This is a genomic window from Serratia sp. GW822-FHT06D09, assembly GCF_058799515.1.
In genome coordinates, this window is the sequence record NZ_JBXALO010000002.1 from 633,649 (window position 1) to 649,694 (window position 16,046).

Consider the following 16,046-nt stretch of genomic DNA (forward strand, 5'->3'; position numbering starts at 1 on the left):
CGCACCTAACCGCTACCGCAGGAAGGATAAAAGCCGTTTTGCACACGAATTGTTACATCATAACAACGTTATTTTTCTCCGCGCTGGCAACGCCCGCCTAAATTACCTGTCAGATAACCACCCAGTAGCAGGGGGAGAGAAACTCTCACAACAACCTGTATCTGGCAGATGGCTATGAACTCACATTGGCAGGAATGGTATCAATAATGCAGAAGTTCCGACGTTGGACCCAGTTGCAGGTCTCTTTTTTTATCGCTTTCTATCTCGGTATATTACTCAATATCCCTATTTTTTATCGTCGTTATCAACAGCTTCATAACGATAACCTGTTGTCGATTGGCATTGAAATTGTCGCGGCCTTTTGCCTCGTATGCTTTATCACGCTGCTTATCTCCTTTTTGGGGCGCCGGTTGTTTCGTGTTTTGGCCACGCTGCTGGTCCTGAGCTCGGTTGCTGCCAGCTATTACATGGTGTTGTTCCACGTCGATATCGGCTACGGCATTCTGGCGGCGGTGATGACCACCGACGTTGATTTATCCAAAGAGTCGGTAGGCTGGCATTTTGGCGTATGGATGGTGCTGGTGAGCCTGTTGCCGCTGCTGTTGATTTGGCTGGCCCCGATGCACGAAGCCGCATTCAAACGCGGCAATCAGCTGGCATTGGTCAAAAAAGGCGGGATTATGCTGGCCGCTGGCCTGTTCTGCTGGCTACCGCTTCAGTTGATGGGCCAGGTGCAGGATCAACACGACCGTGAAAATAATCAGATGATGGCGAGTTATGGCGGGGTAGTGGCCAGCAGCTATTCACCGTCTAACTGGCTTTCGGCCCTGGGGCTGCTGACTTACAGTTCCTACAGCCAGGCGGAGGACAGCCGGAATCTGTTTGATCCGGCGGCGCATTTCACCTACCAGCCGCCAAAAGACGTGAATGATCTTTATGTGGTATTCGTGATTGGTGAAAGTGCCAGACGCGATCATATGGGGGTTTACGGTTACCAGCGCGACAATACGCCGAATCTGGATAAGGAAGCCAACCTGGCGGTGCTGCAAGGCTATTCTTGCGACACGTCAACCAAGCTCTCTCTGCGTTGCATGTTCGTCAGAGAAGGCGGGGCATCGGAAGAGCCGCAGCGCACACTGAAGGAAATGAACGTCTTCTCGGTGCTGAAGAAGCAGGGGTTTTCCTCCGAGCTATTCTCAATGCAAAGCGAAGCCTGGTTTTATAATAAGACCCAGGCGGACAGTTATGCTCTTCGAGAAAGCATTCAGGCGGAAAAACGCAATGCCGGTAAACCCGTTGATGATATTGCGTTGATCGATGAACTGCAGGATTCGCTGGACCGCCATCCTCAGGGAAAACACTTGGTGATTTTGCATACCAAAGGCTCACACTATATGTACACCGAACGCTATCCGCGGGCTTTTGCTCGCTATCAGCCGGAATGCCAGGGTATTGACGATACGTGTTCAACGGAATCGATGATCAACTCTTACGACAACAGCCTGTTGTACACCGACTATGTTCTTGAGCAGGTGTTCAATCAGTTGCGCAACCGTAACGCTATCGTGTTTTACGCCTCTGATCACGGTGAGTCGATCTCGGAAAATATGCATTTTCACGGCACGCCGCGCGATCACGCGCCGAAAGAACAGCGTACCGTGCCAATTATGGTCTGGGCATCCGACAAGTTTCTCAGTCAGCCCGATCACCAGGCGGCCTTTAATCAGTTAAAGGCGCTGCAAAAGGCAAAAACGCCGGTGTTTCATGAAAAGCTGTTCGACAGCGTGCTGGGTTGTATCGGCTATACCTCGCCGGACGGCGGGATTGTGAAGCAGCGTAACTGGTGCCAGGTCAACTGAGTTGCCAGCCGTATGACTAACCGCCGAAAGGCGGTTTTTTTATGCATTAAGCTGGCGGAAAGCCCCCTTAACGAAGACTCTCAATCCAGTGGAAGATCCGCGCCAGGGCGTGCGTGATATCGCCAATGTTAAATAACGCGCCTATCCATATCGCAATCATGATGGCTACGGCAATAACGATCGGCATATCCATTCTACTCATTGGCTATCTTCTTCAATGGGTTAACTTGATTTCAAGCCTAGCATCAAACCTCGCCGGGATAAAATATCAGGCTAATAGTGTCAAAATCCGGTTTGCCGAAATCACACTGTGGCCGCTTATACCCCGATGATTACTGCCGGTGAAAAACGGCGGTCGCGCATGGGGCGCAGAAGGAAGGTTGTGCAAATTTACGCTCGGACGTTGACCGGATTACGGCAATAAAAAAGCCACCCAAAGGTGGCTTGTCGTTAGAACGCTGTTTAGTCCAGTTTTGGATGCTGGTCGATCAACGTCTGTTTTTTCTTTTCCAGCTCGGCAATCTGCTCGTTGATGTCTTCGACTTTCTGTTCGATGTTGTCGTAGTTTTCTTGCAGCAGCTCTTTGGCTTCTGAACGATCCGAAGCCGCCGGAGTGGCACCGCGCAGCGGTTTATTGGCGGTTTCTTTCATGTACAGGCCGGTGATCAGACCGATGACGGCGACGACCATCAGATAATAAGCCGGCATATACAGGTTCCCGGTCGCTTCGACCAGCCAGGCGGCAACCGTCGGCGTCGCACCGGCAACCAGTACCGAGATGTTGAATGAAATCGCCAACGCGCTGTAACGAATATGCGTCGGGAACATCGCAGGCAGGGTGGAGGCCATCACACCGGTGAAGGAGTTCAGCAGCACCGCCAGCACCAACAGACCGACGAAGATCAGACCAATCACGTTACTGTTGATCAGAATAAAGCAGGGGATAGACAGAGCCAACAGACCGACGCTGCCGCCGATAATAAACGGCTTACGGCCGATGCGGTCACTGGCCAGGCCTATGACCGGCTGCACGAACAACATACCGATCATGATGGCGATAATGATCAGTACGCCGTGATCTTCCGAGTAGTGCAGGTTATGCGACAGGTAGCTCGGCATGTAAGTCAGCAACATGTAATAGGTCACGTTGGTTGAAATCACGATACCGACGCAGACCAGCAGGCTTCTCCAGTGCTTGGCCGCGATCTCTTTGAAAGAGGTCTTCGGCGGGTTTTCGATGGCGTTGCGGTCGTCTTTCTCCATCTTTTCCACGTGCTGCTGGAAGGCCGGTGTTTCTTCCAGCGCATGGCGCAGGTACAAACCGATCAGACCCAAAGGCGCTGCGATAAAGAACGGAATACGCCAGCCCCAGTCGAGGAAGTTGGTTTCACCGACAATGCTGGAGATCAGTACCACCACGCCAGCACCCAGGACGAAACCGGCAATGGAGCCAAAATCAAGCCAGCTGCCCATAAAGCCGCGTTTTCTGTCCGGTGAGTATTCGGCTACGAAGATAGCCGCGCCGGAGTATTCGCCACCTACCGAGAAGCCCTGTGCCAATTTGGCCAGCAACAGCAGAACCGGTGCCCAGATGCCGATAGAGGCATAGGAAGGGATCAGGCCGATACAGAAGGTACTGACCGCCATGATAATAATGGTGATGGAGAGTACTTTCTGGCGACCGAATTTATCGCCCATCGCGCCAAAGAAGATACCGCCTAATGGACGTACCAGGAAGGGAACGGAAAAGGTCGCCAGTGCGGCAATCATCTGTACGCCAGGGGTGGCGCCAGGGAAAAAGACTTGCCCAAGGGCGTAGGCCACAAAGCCATATACACCGAAGTCGAACCATTCCATTGCGTTACCTAATGCGGCCGCGGTAATGGCTTTTTTCAGCTTGCTGTCATCGATGATGGTGATGTCATTAATATGCATCGGTTTATGTCGTTTTTTTCTTAACTTCATATAATCATCCCTTAATCAATTTTAGTCGTACGTGAATTCGCAATCCTCGTTCACTTCTTCTGCCCAGTTATCAGCGTGGCTAATCTTATTGCGATGTTGCCAGATTCGCCATTGCCTTTTTTGTGTGATGCGAGTCACGTAATAAGTCAATTTCACCGGGAATATGTCATTTAGGTGACTAATTATTTTGCATCTATAGCTTAGCGTTATATCTTGCGGCGATCAAATTTAGCAGTTTATCTTATCAATTTGCACCGATTTAGCGCATAAATAGATTAATTATTGTTCATAATGGTGGTTTTTTGTCTGGGAAGGGATGAAGCAAGTATAGAAAGAACTACAGTAAAAACGGGCAAAATTAATGCATTCCAGATGAAAAAGCCTGGCGCGATTGCCAGGCTCAGCCTTACTGCGCAGATCCACCAAACTCCAGATAGAGTTGCGCCAGGTTTTGGTATTGAGCGAACCGGTTTTCATCCACGACCAGCTCCGCGAACCGACGGCGATTTTGCGCATCCAGCCAGAAATTAATCGGCACCGAGCCTTGCCGGTAGCGGCTTTCATTCAATCGTTCAGATTTACGCGCCAGCGCCAATGCCGCTTGCAGGTGTTTCTCCTGTGCCATCAGTTGCGTACGTAACGACAGGGCATCATCAATGTCGGCCATGGCTTTATACAGCGCCTGCTTGAATTCCAGCACCTGCAGTTCATAGTCGCTGCGGGCGATTTTGATATCGACGTCCATTTGCCGCCATTCGAGGAACGGCAGCGACAGTCCGGCACCTACCGTTGCCAGCGGATTACGCAAAAACTCCAGCAATGCGGTGCTGCTGGCACCTAATGAGCCCGTCAGGCTGAAGGCCGGGTAGTACTGGGTGCGTTTGATGTCCACGTTAGCCAGAGTTTCACGCAGTCGCCACTCTTTGGCACTGATATCCGGGCGATGGCGCAGCACGCTGGCCGGGATGCCGGCATTGATTTGCGGCAATGGACCGGTCGGCAGGCTCTCGGGCTCAACCACCGTGTTTCCCGGCGGCGCACCCAGCAGTACCGTCTGTTCGTTCAGCGCCTGTTGACGCTCACGCAGCAGTGCCAGATGGCTGCTTTGCTGATTAATCAGGTTCTGTTCGGCATCCACCACGTCCAATGAAGAGACGCTGCCCGCGCGGTAGCGTGCCTTGACCAGCCCCAGGGTTTGTTGGGAATAGTCGATGCTTTGCTGACTGACGCGGATTCGCTGATTGATAAAGCCGATACGCCAGTAATTCTTGCTGGCGCTGGCGAGCAAAGCCAGACGCGCACTTTGCAAATCCTGTTGCGTGGCCTGGCTGGCCCATTCCGCGGCGTCACGTTGCCGCGCCAGTTTGCCCCATAGATCGACCTCATAGCTGACGCCGAGATTGGCGCTGCTGTTTTTATTCCAGGCTGAGGAGCCTGAAAGGGCGGTATTGGCTCCGCTGCTGAGCGTTGCGTTCACACTTGGCGCGGTGCCGATATCAGCCCGCTGCGCCGCCAGTTGGGCACGGTAGACGCGCAGTGCGGCGGCGGCCAAATCGTTATTGGCCGCCATCACCTGCTGCAGCCATCGGTCCAACTGGGGATCGCGGAAATCACGCCAGTTGAATGGTTCTGACGTGTCGGCTTCGGCGTTTTGCTGCCAGTCGGCCGGATACTGCACCTTTGGAGATTGATACTCGCTTTTCAGCGCATTCCCGCAGCCGGTACTGAGCAAGGCCGCGAGGCATAACGCGAGAGGGGATAAGGTTTTCATAAGTTACTCGCTGGCCAGAGAAATGACCGGATCCATCCGCGCCGCTTTGCGGGCAGGGAGATAACCGAAGATCATGCCAATCAGGGTGGAGCAGCAGAAGGCCGCGGCGGCGGCCTGCCAGGAATAGATGGCGGTGAGCATGCCCCCCGCCAGCAGGGTAAACAGCGAGCCGGCAGCGAACGAAAGTAAAATGCCCAATGCGCCACCGATCAGGCAAACCAGTACGGCCTCGATCATAAACTGCTGCATGATATCGCTGCGACGTGCGCCAACGGCCATGCGCACGCCGATTTCGTGCGTGCGTTCGGTCACTGACACCAGCATGATATTCATCACGCCCAGGCTGCCAATAATCAGGGAGATAGAGGCGACCATCAGGATCAGCAAGGTCAGCGTCATCGAGGTGTGTTCAATCGATTTTCGGTATTTGTCGAGATTGAACAGCATAAAATCCTTCACGCCATGACGTTGAGTCAGCAACTGTTTAATCGCGGCGACGGCGGCTTCGTTGGAGACGTCCTCTTTCAACCGGACATTAATGCTGCTCAGCGTCGATTTGCCCACCATGCGATACATCACGGTGGAGTAGGGCATCCATACTCTGATGCGGTTGGGGGCCGAATCCTGGTTACTTTGGACTATGCCGACCACCCGGGCCGGTACCGCACCGAGGAACACGATCTGGCCCAGAGGCTCAACGCCGAAATCGCCGAACAAAGCCTGCCGCGCGTTTTCGTCAATGATCACTTCCTGCAGCGCATTGCGGTCATCAAGGAAGTTTCGACCCTGTATCAGCTTGAGGCCGCTAACGCGCAGGTTATCGCGGCCCACGCCGCTGATCGACGCGTTGGCCGATTTGCTGCGAAAGCGAATGCTCTCTGAGGCGCTGACTTCAGGGCTGACGCTGTCGACAAAGCTCTGGCTGGCCAGCGCGTCGGCGTCCGCCGGTATCAGGGTGCGGATGCTGTCGATGCTGTCGTCAAAGAAATCACGCCCGGGATAAATGCTGACGACGTTAGTGCCCAGATCTTTAATGCTCTCCAGCGTGCGTTGTTTTGCGCCTTCGCCCAGGGCGACCACCGTAACCACGGCGGCGATGCCGAAAATGATGCCGGTCATAGTCAGCGCTGTGCGCAAGCGGTGGGCGTTCATCGCTTTCAGCGCCATCTGCAGTGACTCCCGGGTGCGGTCGAGCAAGCTTTGCCAATAGCCTTGTGCAACTGGCGCGCTCTTTTTCATCACCGGGGGAGGCACCGGCGATTTACGGCCGCTGTCGGCGACGATCTCGCCATCCTGCAGTTCGATAATACGCTGTGCGTGCTGGGCGACTTTCATGTCGTGGGTGACGATCACCACCGTGTGGCCACGCTGGTTCAGTTCGCTGAGGATCTCCAGCACTTCCTGCCCGGATTTGGAGTCCAAAGCGCCGGTCGGTTCATCCGCCAGGATGATTTCCCCGCCGTTGATTAACGAGCGGGCGATACTGACGCGTTGTTGTTGACCGCCGGACAGTTGACCGGGCTTGTGATGCTCACGGCCCTCCAACCCCAGGCGCGCCAACAATTGTGCCGCGCGCAGGCGACGTTGGTCGCGCTTGCTGTTGGCGTAGATCGCCGGGATTTCGACGTTGCCCAATGCGCTGATGTCCGGCATCAGGTGATAGCGCTGGAAGATAAAACCAATGTGTTCCCGACGAAGCCTGGCCAATTCGTCCGGCGACAGGTGTGCGGCATTATGGCCGCTGATGAAATAGTCCCCCTGATCCGGCACGTCCAGACAACCGATGATGTTCATCAGCGTTGATTTGCCCGAGCCTGAGGCACCGATAATGGCAACCAACTCACCGGCGGCGATCTTGAGGTTGATGTTTTTCAGTACGGTGAGCGGCTCGCTGCTGTTGGTATAGGTGCGGCCAATCCCTTTCAGTTCAATAATGGTGTTCACAGTAACAGGCCTTCTTCGCCCGGCTTGGCGCTTTCTTGCACCAGCACTACGTGTTCACCCGCCTTTAATCCAGAGAGGATTTGTATATCGACGTTATTGGTAATACCGGTTGTCACCTCACGTATTTCCACCCGGTTATCCCCGGTCAGCACTTGTACCTGCTGTTTTTTGTCCGCGTTTTTATGCACTGCCTGAATCGGAACCAACAGCGTGTTTTTTGCCTCACCCAGCAGCAATGAAACCTGAGCCGTCATGGCAATGCGCAGCCGGTTTTGCGGATTGGGCACGTCGAGCAGCGCGTTGTAATACACCGAAGCGTTGGCGCTGCCGGAGCCTGAGGCGGAACCGCCGCCGCTGAGCGAATCGTCTTTCATGATGGACTCAGGCGCCAATTCGACGGTGCGCAGCGTGGCATCGTACTTTTTGTCCGGTTCGGAGAAAATGGTGAAGTAGGCTTTTTGCCCTTGGGTAACGCGGGTAATGTCGGCTTCGGAAATCTGCGCCTTGATGGTCATCACATCCAACTGCGCCAGTTTGACGATGGTAGGGGCGCTCTGATTGGCGTTTACCGTTTGGCCTTGCTGGGTAATGACGGCAATGACAATGCCGTCCATCGGTGCCAGGATGCGGGTGTAGCTCAGATCGACCTTCTTCTTGTCCACCTCAATTTGCGCCTGCACAATACGTGCATTCAGCGCAATCAGTTCGGCGCGGGTAGCGGCAAGCGTGGCCTCGGCCGCTTCAAAATCCTCGCGCGAGCCGGCTTCGTCTTTCAACATGCGTTTCTGGCGTTTAAAACGGGATTCCGCCTGCTTCAACAGCGCCTGTTTGGCCTGTAAATCCGCGTTTGCCACGTTCAGCGCCGCTTCGGCATTACGCAAATCGTTACGTTGTGGCAGGTCGTCGATGTCGGCAATCGGCTGGCCTTTGGTCACCCGGTCGCCAAGTTTGACCTTCAGGGACTTCACCTGGCCTGAAACTTGAGCGCCGACGTTGACCCGTTCGAAAGCATCCAGCTTACCGGTGGCCAATACCGCGTTTTCGATATCGCCAAGCCGAACCGGCGCCGTGACATAGGGGGCCGGTGAGGGGCTTCGCAGTGAGAGCAGTGTAACGACGGCAGTAATGACCAGCAGGACGCCGACCAGAGTAAACGCCAAACGGCGCGGATTGACTTTCATAATGTTATCCGTAACAGCAACGTTGATCCCAGAAGCCGCTATAGTGGCATCCAGCGCTTTAACTAACAATAAACATGCCGCAGACGGCGAGGGAAAAGTGCCACTGATTAACTATCGCGGAATGAAAGTAATTGGCGGCTGAGGGAGGAATAGGCGAAAAAAACAAGATTTCTCTTAAAATTCAGTTGTTCATAGTTACTTGTGTTGAATCCATAGCATTAATATGGATAATAACGCCCCGAAGCAAAGGAATGCGCTATTAACTCAGTTGGCAGAGTGGTTGGTTTTATGATGCTTTTTTGGCTACAAAATTGATAGACGCGGGTTCGAGTCCTGCATAGCGCGCCAGCTTCCTTTACGGACCCGTTATCATAAAGCGCACCCGGGTTGATTTGCACTATCGGCTCCTTGTTGGGATTTTCGGGTGTGCTTTACCCTAACCGGTTCTTTTCTTAATCTTCCTCTGTTGTAATCGATCTTTGCTAGACTCTAATCAGGCAGGTTCGCTGCCCGGCAACAGGAGATCGCCATGTCTGAGTCCGATCAACTGCAGGAGTTATTGCAACGTGTTGCGGCGCTCGAAGCCAGAGAGAAGTCGCTTACCGCCGCCTCCAACGCCTATCAGGCAATTATCACCACCATGCTGGGCAACCTGGCTCAACAGGAGCGCGACAAGATTATTGCGATGATCGATCAGGCGCATGAACTGGCTTATGCGCGCGCTATTCAGCGCTGTAACGAACCGCAAAAGCAAAAAATCAAACAGGCCGACGATATCGCCCAGCGGATGTTTATGTTTGCGCAAGGCAAAAACTCGCTGCAGCGCTAGCCGCAGAGGGTATAACAGTTACCGATATTAAATTGCATAACTGATCTACCTGGGCAAACTGTACCTGTGTTAGTTTGAGGAATGATTATTGATAGCAATAATGTCCCCCCAAGGCATAAGGTTGTAGCTATGGACGCGATTAAAAGCATCTTGGTAAAAGAAATCGAACGGATCAATCGACAGGAAGGACGTGACGGCAAGTTGCGCTTCAATAGCGAATTTGCGCGCGATCACCGCTATCTGTGTCTCGCCATGTTTGCCGGTTATTTTGCCGTGATCGCCGTGATGTATCAGGTTCCTTACATGGGCTTCATCGCGTTTTTGGCTTTCACCGCCTTCGTTCTGTTCATGTTCGCCATGCTGTTGATTGAAATCAAACCGGTCTATCGCTTTGAAGATATTGGCGTGCTGGATCTGCGCGTTTGTTATAACGGCGAGTGGTATTTCACCCGGGCGCTGTCGCCGCAGTCGGTGAAGGCATTGCTGGATGAACCGACAATCGGTGCCGCGACGAAAAATCGCATGCAGGAAATCATCGCCAATAAAGGCGAGATCGATTTCTACGACGTCTACGATCTGGCGTACTCAAAGAAGCCGCAGGATGAGCAGCCGCAGGTGGCCGTGCTTAACTGAGGGTTTCCGCTCGCGCGGTTGTCGATTATACTCACGCATTGAAGTCAGATAAGCCTGAGGAATTTACGATGAGTGATGATATTTTCGATTTTGATATCGATGCCGAATTGGCGCAAGCAGAAGAAAAAGCGGCGCAGAAAGTGAAAGAACTCCCCGAGATCCTTGAGGACGAGGCGGACTGCGAAGGCTGTAAAATCTGATCGCCATCGCCTTTAAAGAACCGCTTCGGCGGTTTTTTTATGCTCCAAATTTGGGGTTGCGGGCAAAAAAAAAGCCCGTTTCAGGCGGGCCAACACTTAAGTCGTATGAGGGATTATTTTTATAACTCTCTGCGTCTAGCTTACGTGCAATGGCCGGTAAGTGATTTCGGTGTTTTGTAACAAAACGGTAGTTGTAGTGTTGCTATGTTACTGCGCCTGGCTGGGGATTAATCCAGTACAAATCCCCATATCAGCAATACCGCCACAATAATCACGCAGAGTGCGGAGACGGTAACCAGTATCTTTCCCAGAATGTCTTTTTCTTGCTGCTGTGCCACGTTAACGTTATCCAATTAAGAGTCTATGGACCAAATCGGCGACGCCCAGGTCCAGCACTATAACAGTCAGTGCGAGCCCCAACATGGCCGATAGAAATCGAATTTTACTGTTCAAATCGATACCCATCACCGCGATGCGATGTTCCCAGAGTAAAGGTTAAAACGCCGGAGCTGAATGCCCGGTTTGGGTTATTCCAGAGGTTAAGAACCTTCCCAGGCTTATAAGTTCCGTCTGTTTGAAAGGTCCGCTACGGGCATGGCCGCACAGCAGACCGGTTATGCGGAGGGATCAGTCAGTAACAATTCTTACGCCGACTTTACTGATCGCATTGCCATCCATTTCGGCGATGGTCCAGGTCAGGCCATCCCATTCGATCTGATCGCCCACTACCGGTTCGCCGCCAATCAGTTGAATGACGAATTGGCCGAGGGTTTGCTGTTCATCCACGCCTTCGTGCAGATTCAGACCATAAACCTGTGAAATATCGCTCAGGCGCGCGTCCGACTGCAGGATAAAATCACCGAAGAAGCGTTCATCCAGCGTAACCACCGGCGCCTGGCTAAATAACTTACCCAGCACCGGCAGGTCGTGCTCGTGACCGATAACGCACAGAATGTCATCTTCGCGTAGTCGTGTGCTGCCGCTGGGGTGCAACAGCTCTTTGCCTCGGAACAATGCGGCAATGCGCGTACCCGGTGGCATTTTCAGCTCACGCAGCGCGGCACCGACGCACCAGTTTTCGGACGACAGCTGATAAACAAACTGCTCCCACTGGTTTTCAGGATGAACATCCAGCCCAACCCGTGAAATCGGCGCTAGCGCCGGCGGAACGATCACCTTGGCTTTCTTCGCGGCGAACGACAGGGTGGTGCCCTGCAGCAACAGGGAAACCAACACCACAAAGAAGGCGACATTAAAGAACAGCTGAGCATTGGGCAGGCCGGCCATCATCGGGAAGACGGCCAGAATCACCGGTACGGCCCCGCGCAGGCCGACCCAGGAGATAAAGCTGCGTTCGCGTAAGGTAAAACTGCGGAACGGCAACAGCCCGATAAATACCGACAGCGGTCGGGCAAACAGGATCATCCACAGCGAAAGCAGTAGGGCAGGGATGGCGATCGGCAGCAGCTCATGCGGATTCAGCAATAATCCCAGCACCAGGAACATGCCGATCTGGCTCAGCCATGCCAGGCCGTCGAAGGTTTGCACGATGCCGTGCCGGTTGCGGATCGGGCGATTACCCAGCATCAGGCCGCACAGGTATACCGCCAGAATGCCGCTGCCGTCCAGTGCGGTGGTCAGGGCAAAAATCAGAATGCCGCCGCTGACGGCCAGCAGTGGATACAGCCCTTCTGCCAGTTTAATGTGGTTGATTAACGTCAGCAGCAGCCAACCGCCGCCAAGACCAAAGACAACCCCCATGCCGAACTGCTGCAGCAGATGGAGAGGGAACATCCAGCTCAGCGTGGTTTCGCCTGCGGAGATCATCGCAATCAGCGTAATGGTAAGGAACACCGCCATGGGATCGTTGCTGCCGGATTCGATTTCCAGCGTGGCGCTGACGCGTTCGTTCAGTCCTTTGCCGCCTAATAGCGAGAAGACTGCCGCGGCGTCGGTGGAGCCGATAATGGCGCCAATCAGCATGCCCTGCAGCAGATCGAGGTTGAACAGCCAGGCGGCGGCCAGCCCGGTCAGCCCGGCGGTGATCACCACGCCGATAGTTGCCAGCGAAAGTGCCGGCCATAGCGCGACGCGGAATGAGCTGACTCGGGTACGCATCCCGCCGTCCAGCAGGATCACCGCCAGCGCCAGGTTACTGACCAGATAGGCCACCGGATAGTTGCTGAAAACGATACCGCCCGGACCATCGACCCCCGCCAACATGCCAATGGCCAGGAAGATCACCAGAATAGGAATACCCAGGCGTGACGAAAATGAACTGAGAAGAATACTTGCTCCCACCAACACGGCACCGATGATGAACAAACTGTTAATGGTGCTGGCATCCAAAATGACGTTCTCCTGCAGGCTGGGGGGAAGGGCGTTGCGCGCTAGCGCAGATACCCCCTGATGATAGCCTGTTTTTCAGGTAAAACGCCAAGGCTGATTCATAAAACAGTTTGACCTTTATTGTCATTTAAGCGGAGAAGCATGTGGAAGTGGGGAGAAACCGGTGAACTTCTTTCTTTTATCTATATTTATCAGCTTGCTGTGATTGCGCTTAGGCAATAAATGGTGGGCGTTTCCATACCCAGAGAAGGAAAAACCATTAAACCCCCTCCAGGAGGCTTAATGGTTTGCAGGCGAGGCGTTATAAATGATCGAGTGACTGCAGGGCCCGTCTGATCAACTCGGCAGCCAGTTTTCTTTCTGACTCTGAAATACCGTCAAGGTTAAGGCTGGAAAGTTCGGCGACCAGAATGCTGCGATCCTTGCCGCTGATCGACGAATCCAGTGCGGAAAGCAACCGGCCAAGAATTTTCAGCAGCGTGGCGTTTTCTGGCACGGCTTCCTGAGCCGAAGTGTCTTTATCAGTCATTAAAAATCCTCTCTGTCGTGACGGAAGGGAGATGCTGCAAGCATTGTCGCGATGGTGACAATGCCGTCCCTTAGGGTTCATTGAGACCAATCGCTACCGTAAGGCAGGGATGTGGATTTCCACTTATGCATTGCCGTTATAACAACTCACGGCAATATGCTCCAGCATAACTTTGCCTTAACTTTCGCCACGGGGGTGAGCAATCTGTGCTCCAGACAGACAGTGATAGAAAAACTTGATAGTAATCATAACGGTAAAATAGAGTATGAGGGCGTTGGTATCGCCCTCATATATTCAATTATTCAGAGGATTTTTTCTTTACGCTGTACGTTATGAAAACGCGGTCGCTCCAGTAGAAAATTGAGGTGCATCTTTTGAATAAAGTAATAAGCAACCATCGGGACAATAAGACCAAATAAGGTGCCAGCAAGCACATGTGCCGACCAGTTGTTAACATGTAAAAACTTAGCCAGTACAATACGTAGGCCACTGGCGGCAAGAATATGCATGAGGTAAATAACCATGCTCAGCTCACCCAATCGCCGTAACCAGACAATATCTGCCTTTGCCAGCAAAACGGACAGGCTAATGATAAAGATAATTGCTGCTATGGCCAGGATCATGGAGTACAGACCTGTATCGGTATACGTTAGGCCTAAGTAGCCATGAAATACCCATTCAAGCAAAACAAAGACGAGCGCGGCGATAAGACTGGTAGTGATGTTGATTCTTGCAATGGCGGCGGAATAATGAATTGCGAACGCCCCGAGAAGGAAGAAGACCATGAAACTGGTTATATAACCGAAATGATAGGATTTGCTGAGGCTGTCTTGGTACACATACAATCCTGCACTGATAACAATCAAAACAGGAAGGATGTAGTTGAATTTATTCTTTTTATACAACAGCGTAGCGATGAAAAACACCATAAACAAGGCATATAGAAACCAAAATTGTGCCCGAGGATGTGTAAACAATCCTAGCAGATCCTTGAGGCTGGCTGCATTGTTGGTATAGCGCGACAGGACAACTTCGACAGTGCCTTGCAGCAATGACCAAATGATATAGGGATACACAATGGTATCAATTTTACTGATAATGAATCGACTTTTACCCTTTCGGTCTAATGATTGAACAAAAAACAAACCGGATAGAAAAAAGAACAGCGGCATGTGGAAACTGTAGATAACGCTGTCAGTCAGTTGGTAAAATGATTCTGAAAGATGAATGCCAGCACTGTATAAACCGCGGTTTACGTGGCCAAAGACCACCAAAATGATACCAACTCCTTTCGCATAGTCGACCCATGCTTCTCTCATATGAATACCCAGCCCTAAAAAGAACAAAAATAACTTATAAGTATGCTTAATGAGCGTAACAGGTGATCGTCATTTTGCAATGTGATGAGAGGGCTAGGATGATTATTAGGAAAATACTCATTTTGAAAAGATGGGTAAAATATTCAAAAAGTTAGCAAGATGGAGGTTGCAGGCTTCAGGGCGATGGAGATTCGCCCTGAGAGTACTTCTCGATGAATTATTGCGGTTTACCAGAGAACAGAAAACGGAACAGCGGGATACGCTTGTGCAGTTCATATAACAGGAAGGCGCAAGAGAAGACAAACACCAATCCGGCCAGAAAACCCAGCAGGTTATTGTTGATATGTGGCGTCACAAAAGCGCCATATATCAGGGTTAGCGGATGGTGCACCAGATATATAAACAGCGATGCATTCACCAGATAAGTGATACGCGGTGAGTGATAGTTCAGCAGATTATGTCCGAATGAGAAAATCACGTTGGCCATCAGGATCCCCAACAGGGTTTTGATCAGCACTTCCAGCTCAAACATATAGCTGCTGTGAGCCAGAAACTTCTGATTCAGCATATAGGCAATGAACAGCAACAGCGAACCGAGCAGCGCGCCGAGGGACGGTTTGAGGAAAATCTCTTTCAGCCACACGTACTTAAAGGCATAGGCGCCCAGGATGAAGAACGGCAGGTAGAACATCGTCTCCATCACCACAAAATTGAACAGGCCATTAGAGAGTAAAGCTGGCGAAAAAATTAAAATAATACGGTGCGCGGCCGAATAGCATAAAGCATAAATAAGAAAGAGCAGTGAGATGTTTCCTAATCCGGTCATTTTATTTATCGGGTAGGGAACGGTATTATTTTTAAGTGCCTTGATTTTTTTGAACAGATAAAAACATAGGGTGGTCAGCAATGACAGAGTTAATAAAAACCACAGGTGAGAAACCAGTTCCCAAACTGTTACATTTATTTTCTGATAGAGCGAAAAATTTTCCCAACCGTTTAATTTGTCCGTGAAGTATTTCAGCATGAAAAACTGCGGCACCGTTATTAACGGAATCGAACTCAGCAGGGGGATCGCCACTCGCTCAAGCCTGACCTTCAGCCACTGGTGGCGCTCGTAGCGCTCATAGAGCATGTAAGAGAAGTAGCCGGAAATCACGAAGAACACCTGCATGCGGAAAGCATGGATGAAGTCGTTCAGCACCGTCAGCGAGAAGGAGGGGCTGGCGCTGTTTACCGCCCAGCTATGGCTGGAATAAATCAGAGAAAGATGAAAAGGGATGCCGAGCAACATCAAATAAGCCCGGATCGAATCGAGGAAAAACTCGCGTTGGTTGCTGCCTTTAGTCATAGGTTACCGCTGGTGATTTTATCGAGTGGTCATTAACACGCTTAATAAGTCGGCAATGGTTAAATCGAATCACAAACCCTACTATACCGTTTCACATTTTTCCATAGCGTCTTGATGCG

13 protein-coding genes and 1 tRNA gene are annotated in these 16,046 nt (G+C 51.9%); 5 read left to right on the top strand and 9 right to left on the bottom strand.

Going from position 1 to position 16,046, the window contains the following annotated elements; translation table 11 throughout:
- Positions 1-206 precede the first annotated feature (206 nt).
- Positions 207-1,859, top strand: coding sequence for a kdo(2)-lipid A phosphoethanolamine 7''-transferase (gene eptB, locus AC1RKG_RS06720; protein ID WP_493182435.1), 1,653 nt, complete (start codon positions 207-209; stop codon positions 1,857-1,859).
- Positions 1,860-1,926: 67 nt separating this feature from the next.
- Here eptB and AC1RKG_RS06725 read toward each other — a convergent pair whose 3' ends face one another.
- From AC1RKG_RS06725 to etsA, 5 genes are all read right to left on the bottom strand, one after another.
- Positions 1,927-2,061 carry a hypothetical protein gene (locus AC1RKG_RS06725; protein WP_020826247.1) on the bottom strand — a complete coding sequence of 45 codons (135 nt, stop codon included), beginning with the start codon at positions 2,059-2,061 and terminating at the stop codon, positions 1,927-1,929.
- A gap of 260 nt (positions 2,062-2,321) precedes the next feature.
- Positions 2,322-3,824: a glycine betaine/L-proline transporter ProP gene (gene proP, locus AC1RKG_RS06730; RefSeq protein WP_020826248.1), complete on the bottom strand. Its 1,503-nt coding sequence runs from the start codon at positions 3,822-3,824 to the stop codon at positions 2,322-2,324.
- 406 nt (positions 3,825-4,230) lie between these two features.
- Positions 4,231-5,595 carry a macrolide efflux RND transporter outer membrane subunit EtsC gene (etsC, locus tag AC1RKG_RS06735; RefSeq protein ID WP_493182437.1) on the bottom strand — a complete coding sequence of 455 codons (1,365 nt, stop codon included), beginning with the start codon at positions 5,593-5,595 and terminating at the stop codon, positions 4,231-4,233.
- Positions 5,596-5,598: 3 nt separating this feature from the next.
- The gene (locus AC1RKG_RS06740) at positions 5,599-7,539 is read right to left on the bottom strand and encodes a MacB family efflux pump subunit (protein ID WP_493182438.1); all 1,941 of its coding nucleotides are present in this window, start codon (positions 7,537-7,539) and stop codon (positions 5,599-5,601) included.
- The gene (gene etsA / locus AC1RKG_RS06745) at positions 7,536-8,720 is read right to left on the bottom strand and encodes a macrolide efflux RND transporter periplasmic adaptor subunit EtsA (protein ID WP_493182440.1); all 1,185 of its coding nucleotides are present in this window, start codon (positions 8,718-8,720) and stop codon (positions 7,536-7,538) included. Before etsA ends, AC1RKG_RS06740 begins: the two co-directional genes overlap by 4 nt.
- 253 nt (positions 8,721-8,973) lie before the next feature.
- On the opposite strand from etsA, the gene AC1RKG_RS06750 reads away from it, so the two are divergent.
- The 4 genes from AC1RKG_RS06750 (at position 8,974) to AC1RKG_RS06765 (ending at position 10,382) form a co-directional block, all read left to right on the top strand.
- A tRNA-OTHER gene (locus tag AC1RKG_RS06750) sits at positions 8,974-9,068 on the top strand.
- A gap of 181 nt (positions 9,069-9,249) precedes the next feature.
- Positions 9,250-9,549 carry a hypothetical protein gene (locus tag AC1RKG_RS06755; RefSeq protein ID WP_020826297.1) on the top strand — a complete coding sequence of 100 codons (300 nt, stop codon included), beginning with the start codon at positions 9,250-9,252 and terminating at the stop codon, positions 9,547-9,549.
- A gap of 129 nt (positions 9,550-9,678) precedes the next feature.
- Positions 9,679-10,182 (top strand): YlaC family protein, encoded by a 504-nt coding sequence (locus AC1RKG_RS06760; RefSeq protein WP_020826298.1) that lies wholly within the window; start codon positions 9,679-9,681, stop codon positions 10,180-10,182.
- Positions 10,183-10,250: 68 nt separating this feature from the next.
- A complete protein-coding gene (locus AC1RKG_RS06765; protein WP_012006291.1) occupies positions 10,251-10,382 on the top strand; it encodes a hypothetical protein in 132 nt (43 codons plus the stop codon).
- Positions 10,383-11,009: 627 nt separating this feature from the next.
- Here the strand turns inward: AC1RKG_RS06765 and AC1RKG_RS06770 are convergent.
- The 4 genes from AC1RKG_RS06770 to mdoC form a co-directional block, all read right to left on the bottom strand.
- Positions 11,010-12,731 carry a potassium/proton antiporter gene (locus AC1RKG_RS06770; RefSeq protein ID WP_128864202.1) on the bottom strand — a complete coding sequence of 574 codons (1,722 nt, stop codon included), beginning with the start codon at positions 12,729-12,731 and terminating at the stop codon, positions 11,010-11,012.
- A 301-nt stretch (positions 12,732-13,032) separates the two neighbouring features.
- The gene (locus AC1RKG_RS06775; protein ID WP_020826300.1) at positions 13,033-13,260 is read right to left on the bottom strand and encodes a hypothetical protein; all 228 of its coding nucleotides are present in this window, start codon (positions 13,258-13,260) and stop codon (positions 13,033-13,035) included.
- A gap of 302 nt (positions 13,261-13,562) precedes the next feature.
- On the bottom strand, positions 13,563-14,579 hold the full coding sequence (locus AC1RKG_RS06780) for an acyltransferase family protein (protein ID WP_187962688.1): 1,017 nt from the start codon (positions 14,577-14,579) through the stop codon (positions 13,563-13,565).
- Positions 14,580-14,796: 217 nt separating this feature from the next.
- Positions 14,797-15,927, bottom strand: a complete 1,131-nt coding sequence (mdoC, locus tag AC1RKG_RS06785) for a glucans biosynthesis protein MdoC (protein WP_493182443.1) — start codon at positions 15,925-15,927, stop codon at positions 14,797-14,799.
- Positions 15,928-16,046: the final 119 nt, after the last annotated feature.

What these genes read in the sequence shown, in the direction of transcription:
- AC1RKG_RS06775 (WP_020826300.1), bottom strand. Translation starts at nt 13,260, where the DNA reads ATGACTGATAAAGACACTTCGGCTCAGGAAGCCGTGCCAGAAAACGCC.
- etsC (WP_493182437.1), bottom strand. Translation starts at nt 5,595, where the DNA reads ATGAAAACCTTATCCCCTCTCGCGTTATGCCTCGCGGCCTTGCTCAGT.
- AC1RKG_RS06760 (WP_020826298.1), top strand. Translation starts at nt 9,679, where the DNA reads ATGGACGCGATTAAAAGCATCTTGGTAAAAGAAATCGAACGGATCAAT.
- eptB (WP_493182435.1), top strand. Translation starts at nt 207, where the DNA reads ATGCAGAAGTTCCGACGTTGGACCCAGTTGCAGGTCTCTTTTTTTATC.
- proP (WP_020826248.1), bottom strand. Translation starts at nt 3,824, where the DNA reads ATGAAGTTAAGAAAAAAACGACATAAACCGATGCATATTAATGACATC.
- AC1RKG_RS06725 (WP_020826247.1), bottom strand. Translation starts at nt 2,061, where the DNA reads ATGAGTAGAATGGATATGCCGATCGTTATTGCCGTAGCCATCATGATT.
- AC1RKG_RS06765 (WP_012006291.1), top strand. Translation starts at nt 10,251, where the DNA reads ATGAGTGATGATATTTTCGATTTTGATATCGATGCCGAATTGGCGCAA.
- mdoC (WP_493182443.1), bottom strand. Translation starts at nt 15,927, where the DNA reads ATGACTAAAGGCAGCAACCAACGCGAGTTTTTCCTCGATTCGATCCGG.
- AC1RKG_RS06755 (WP_020826297.1), top strand. Translation starts at nt 9,250, where the DNA reads ATGTCTGAGTCCGATCAACTGCAGGAGTTATTGCAACGTGTTGCGGCG.
- AC1RKG_RS06780 (WP_187962688.1), bottom strand. Translation starts at nt 14,579, where the DNA reads ATGAGAGAAGCATGGGTCGACTATGCGAAAGGAGTTGGTATCATTTTG.
- etsA (WP_493182440.1), bottom strand. Translation starts at nt 8,720, where the DNA reads ATGAAAGTCAATCCGCGCCGTTTGGCGTTTACTCTGGTCGGCGTCCTG.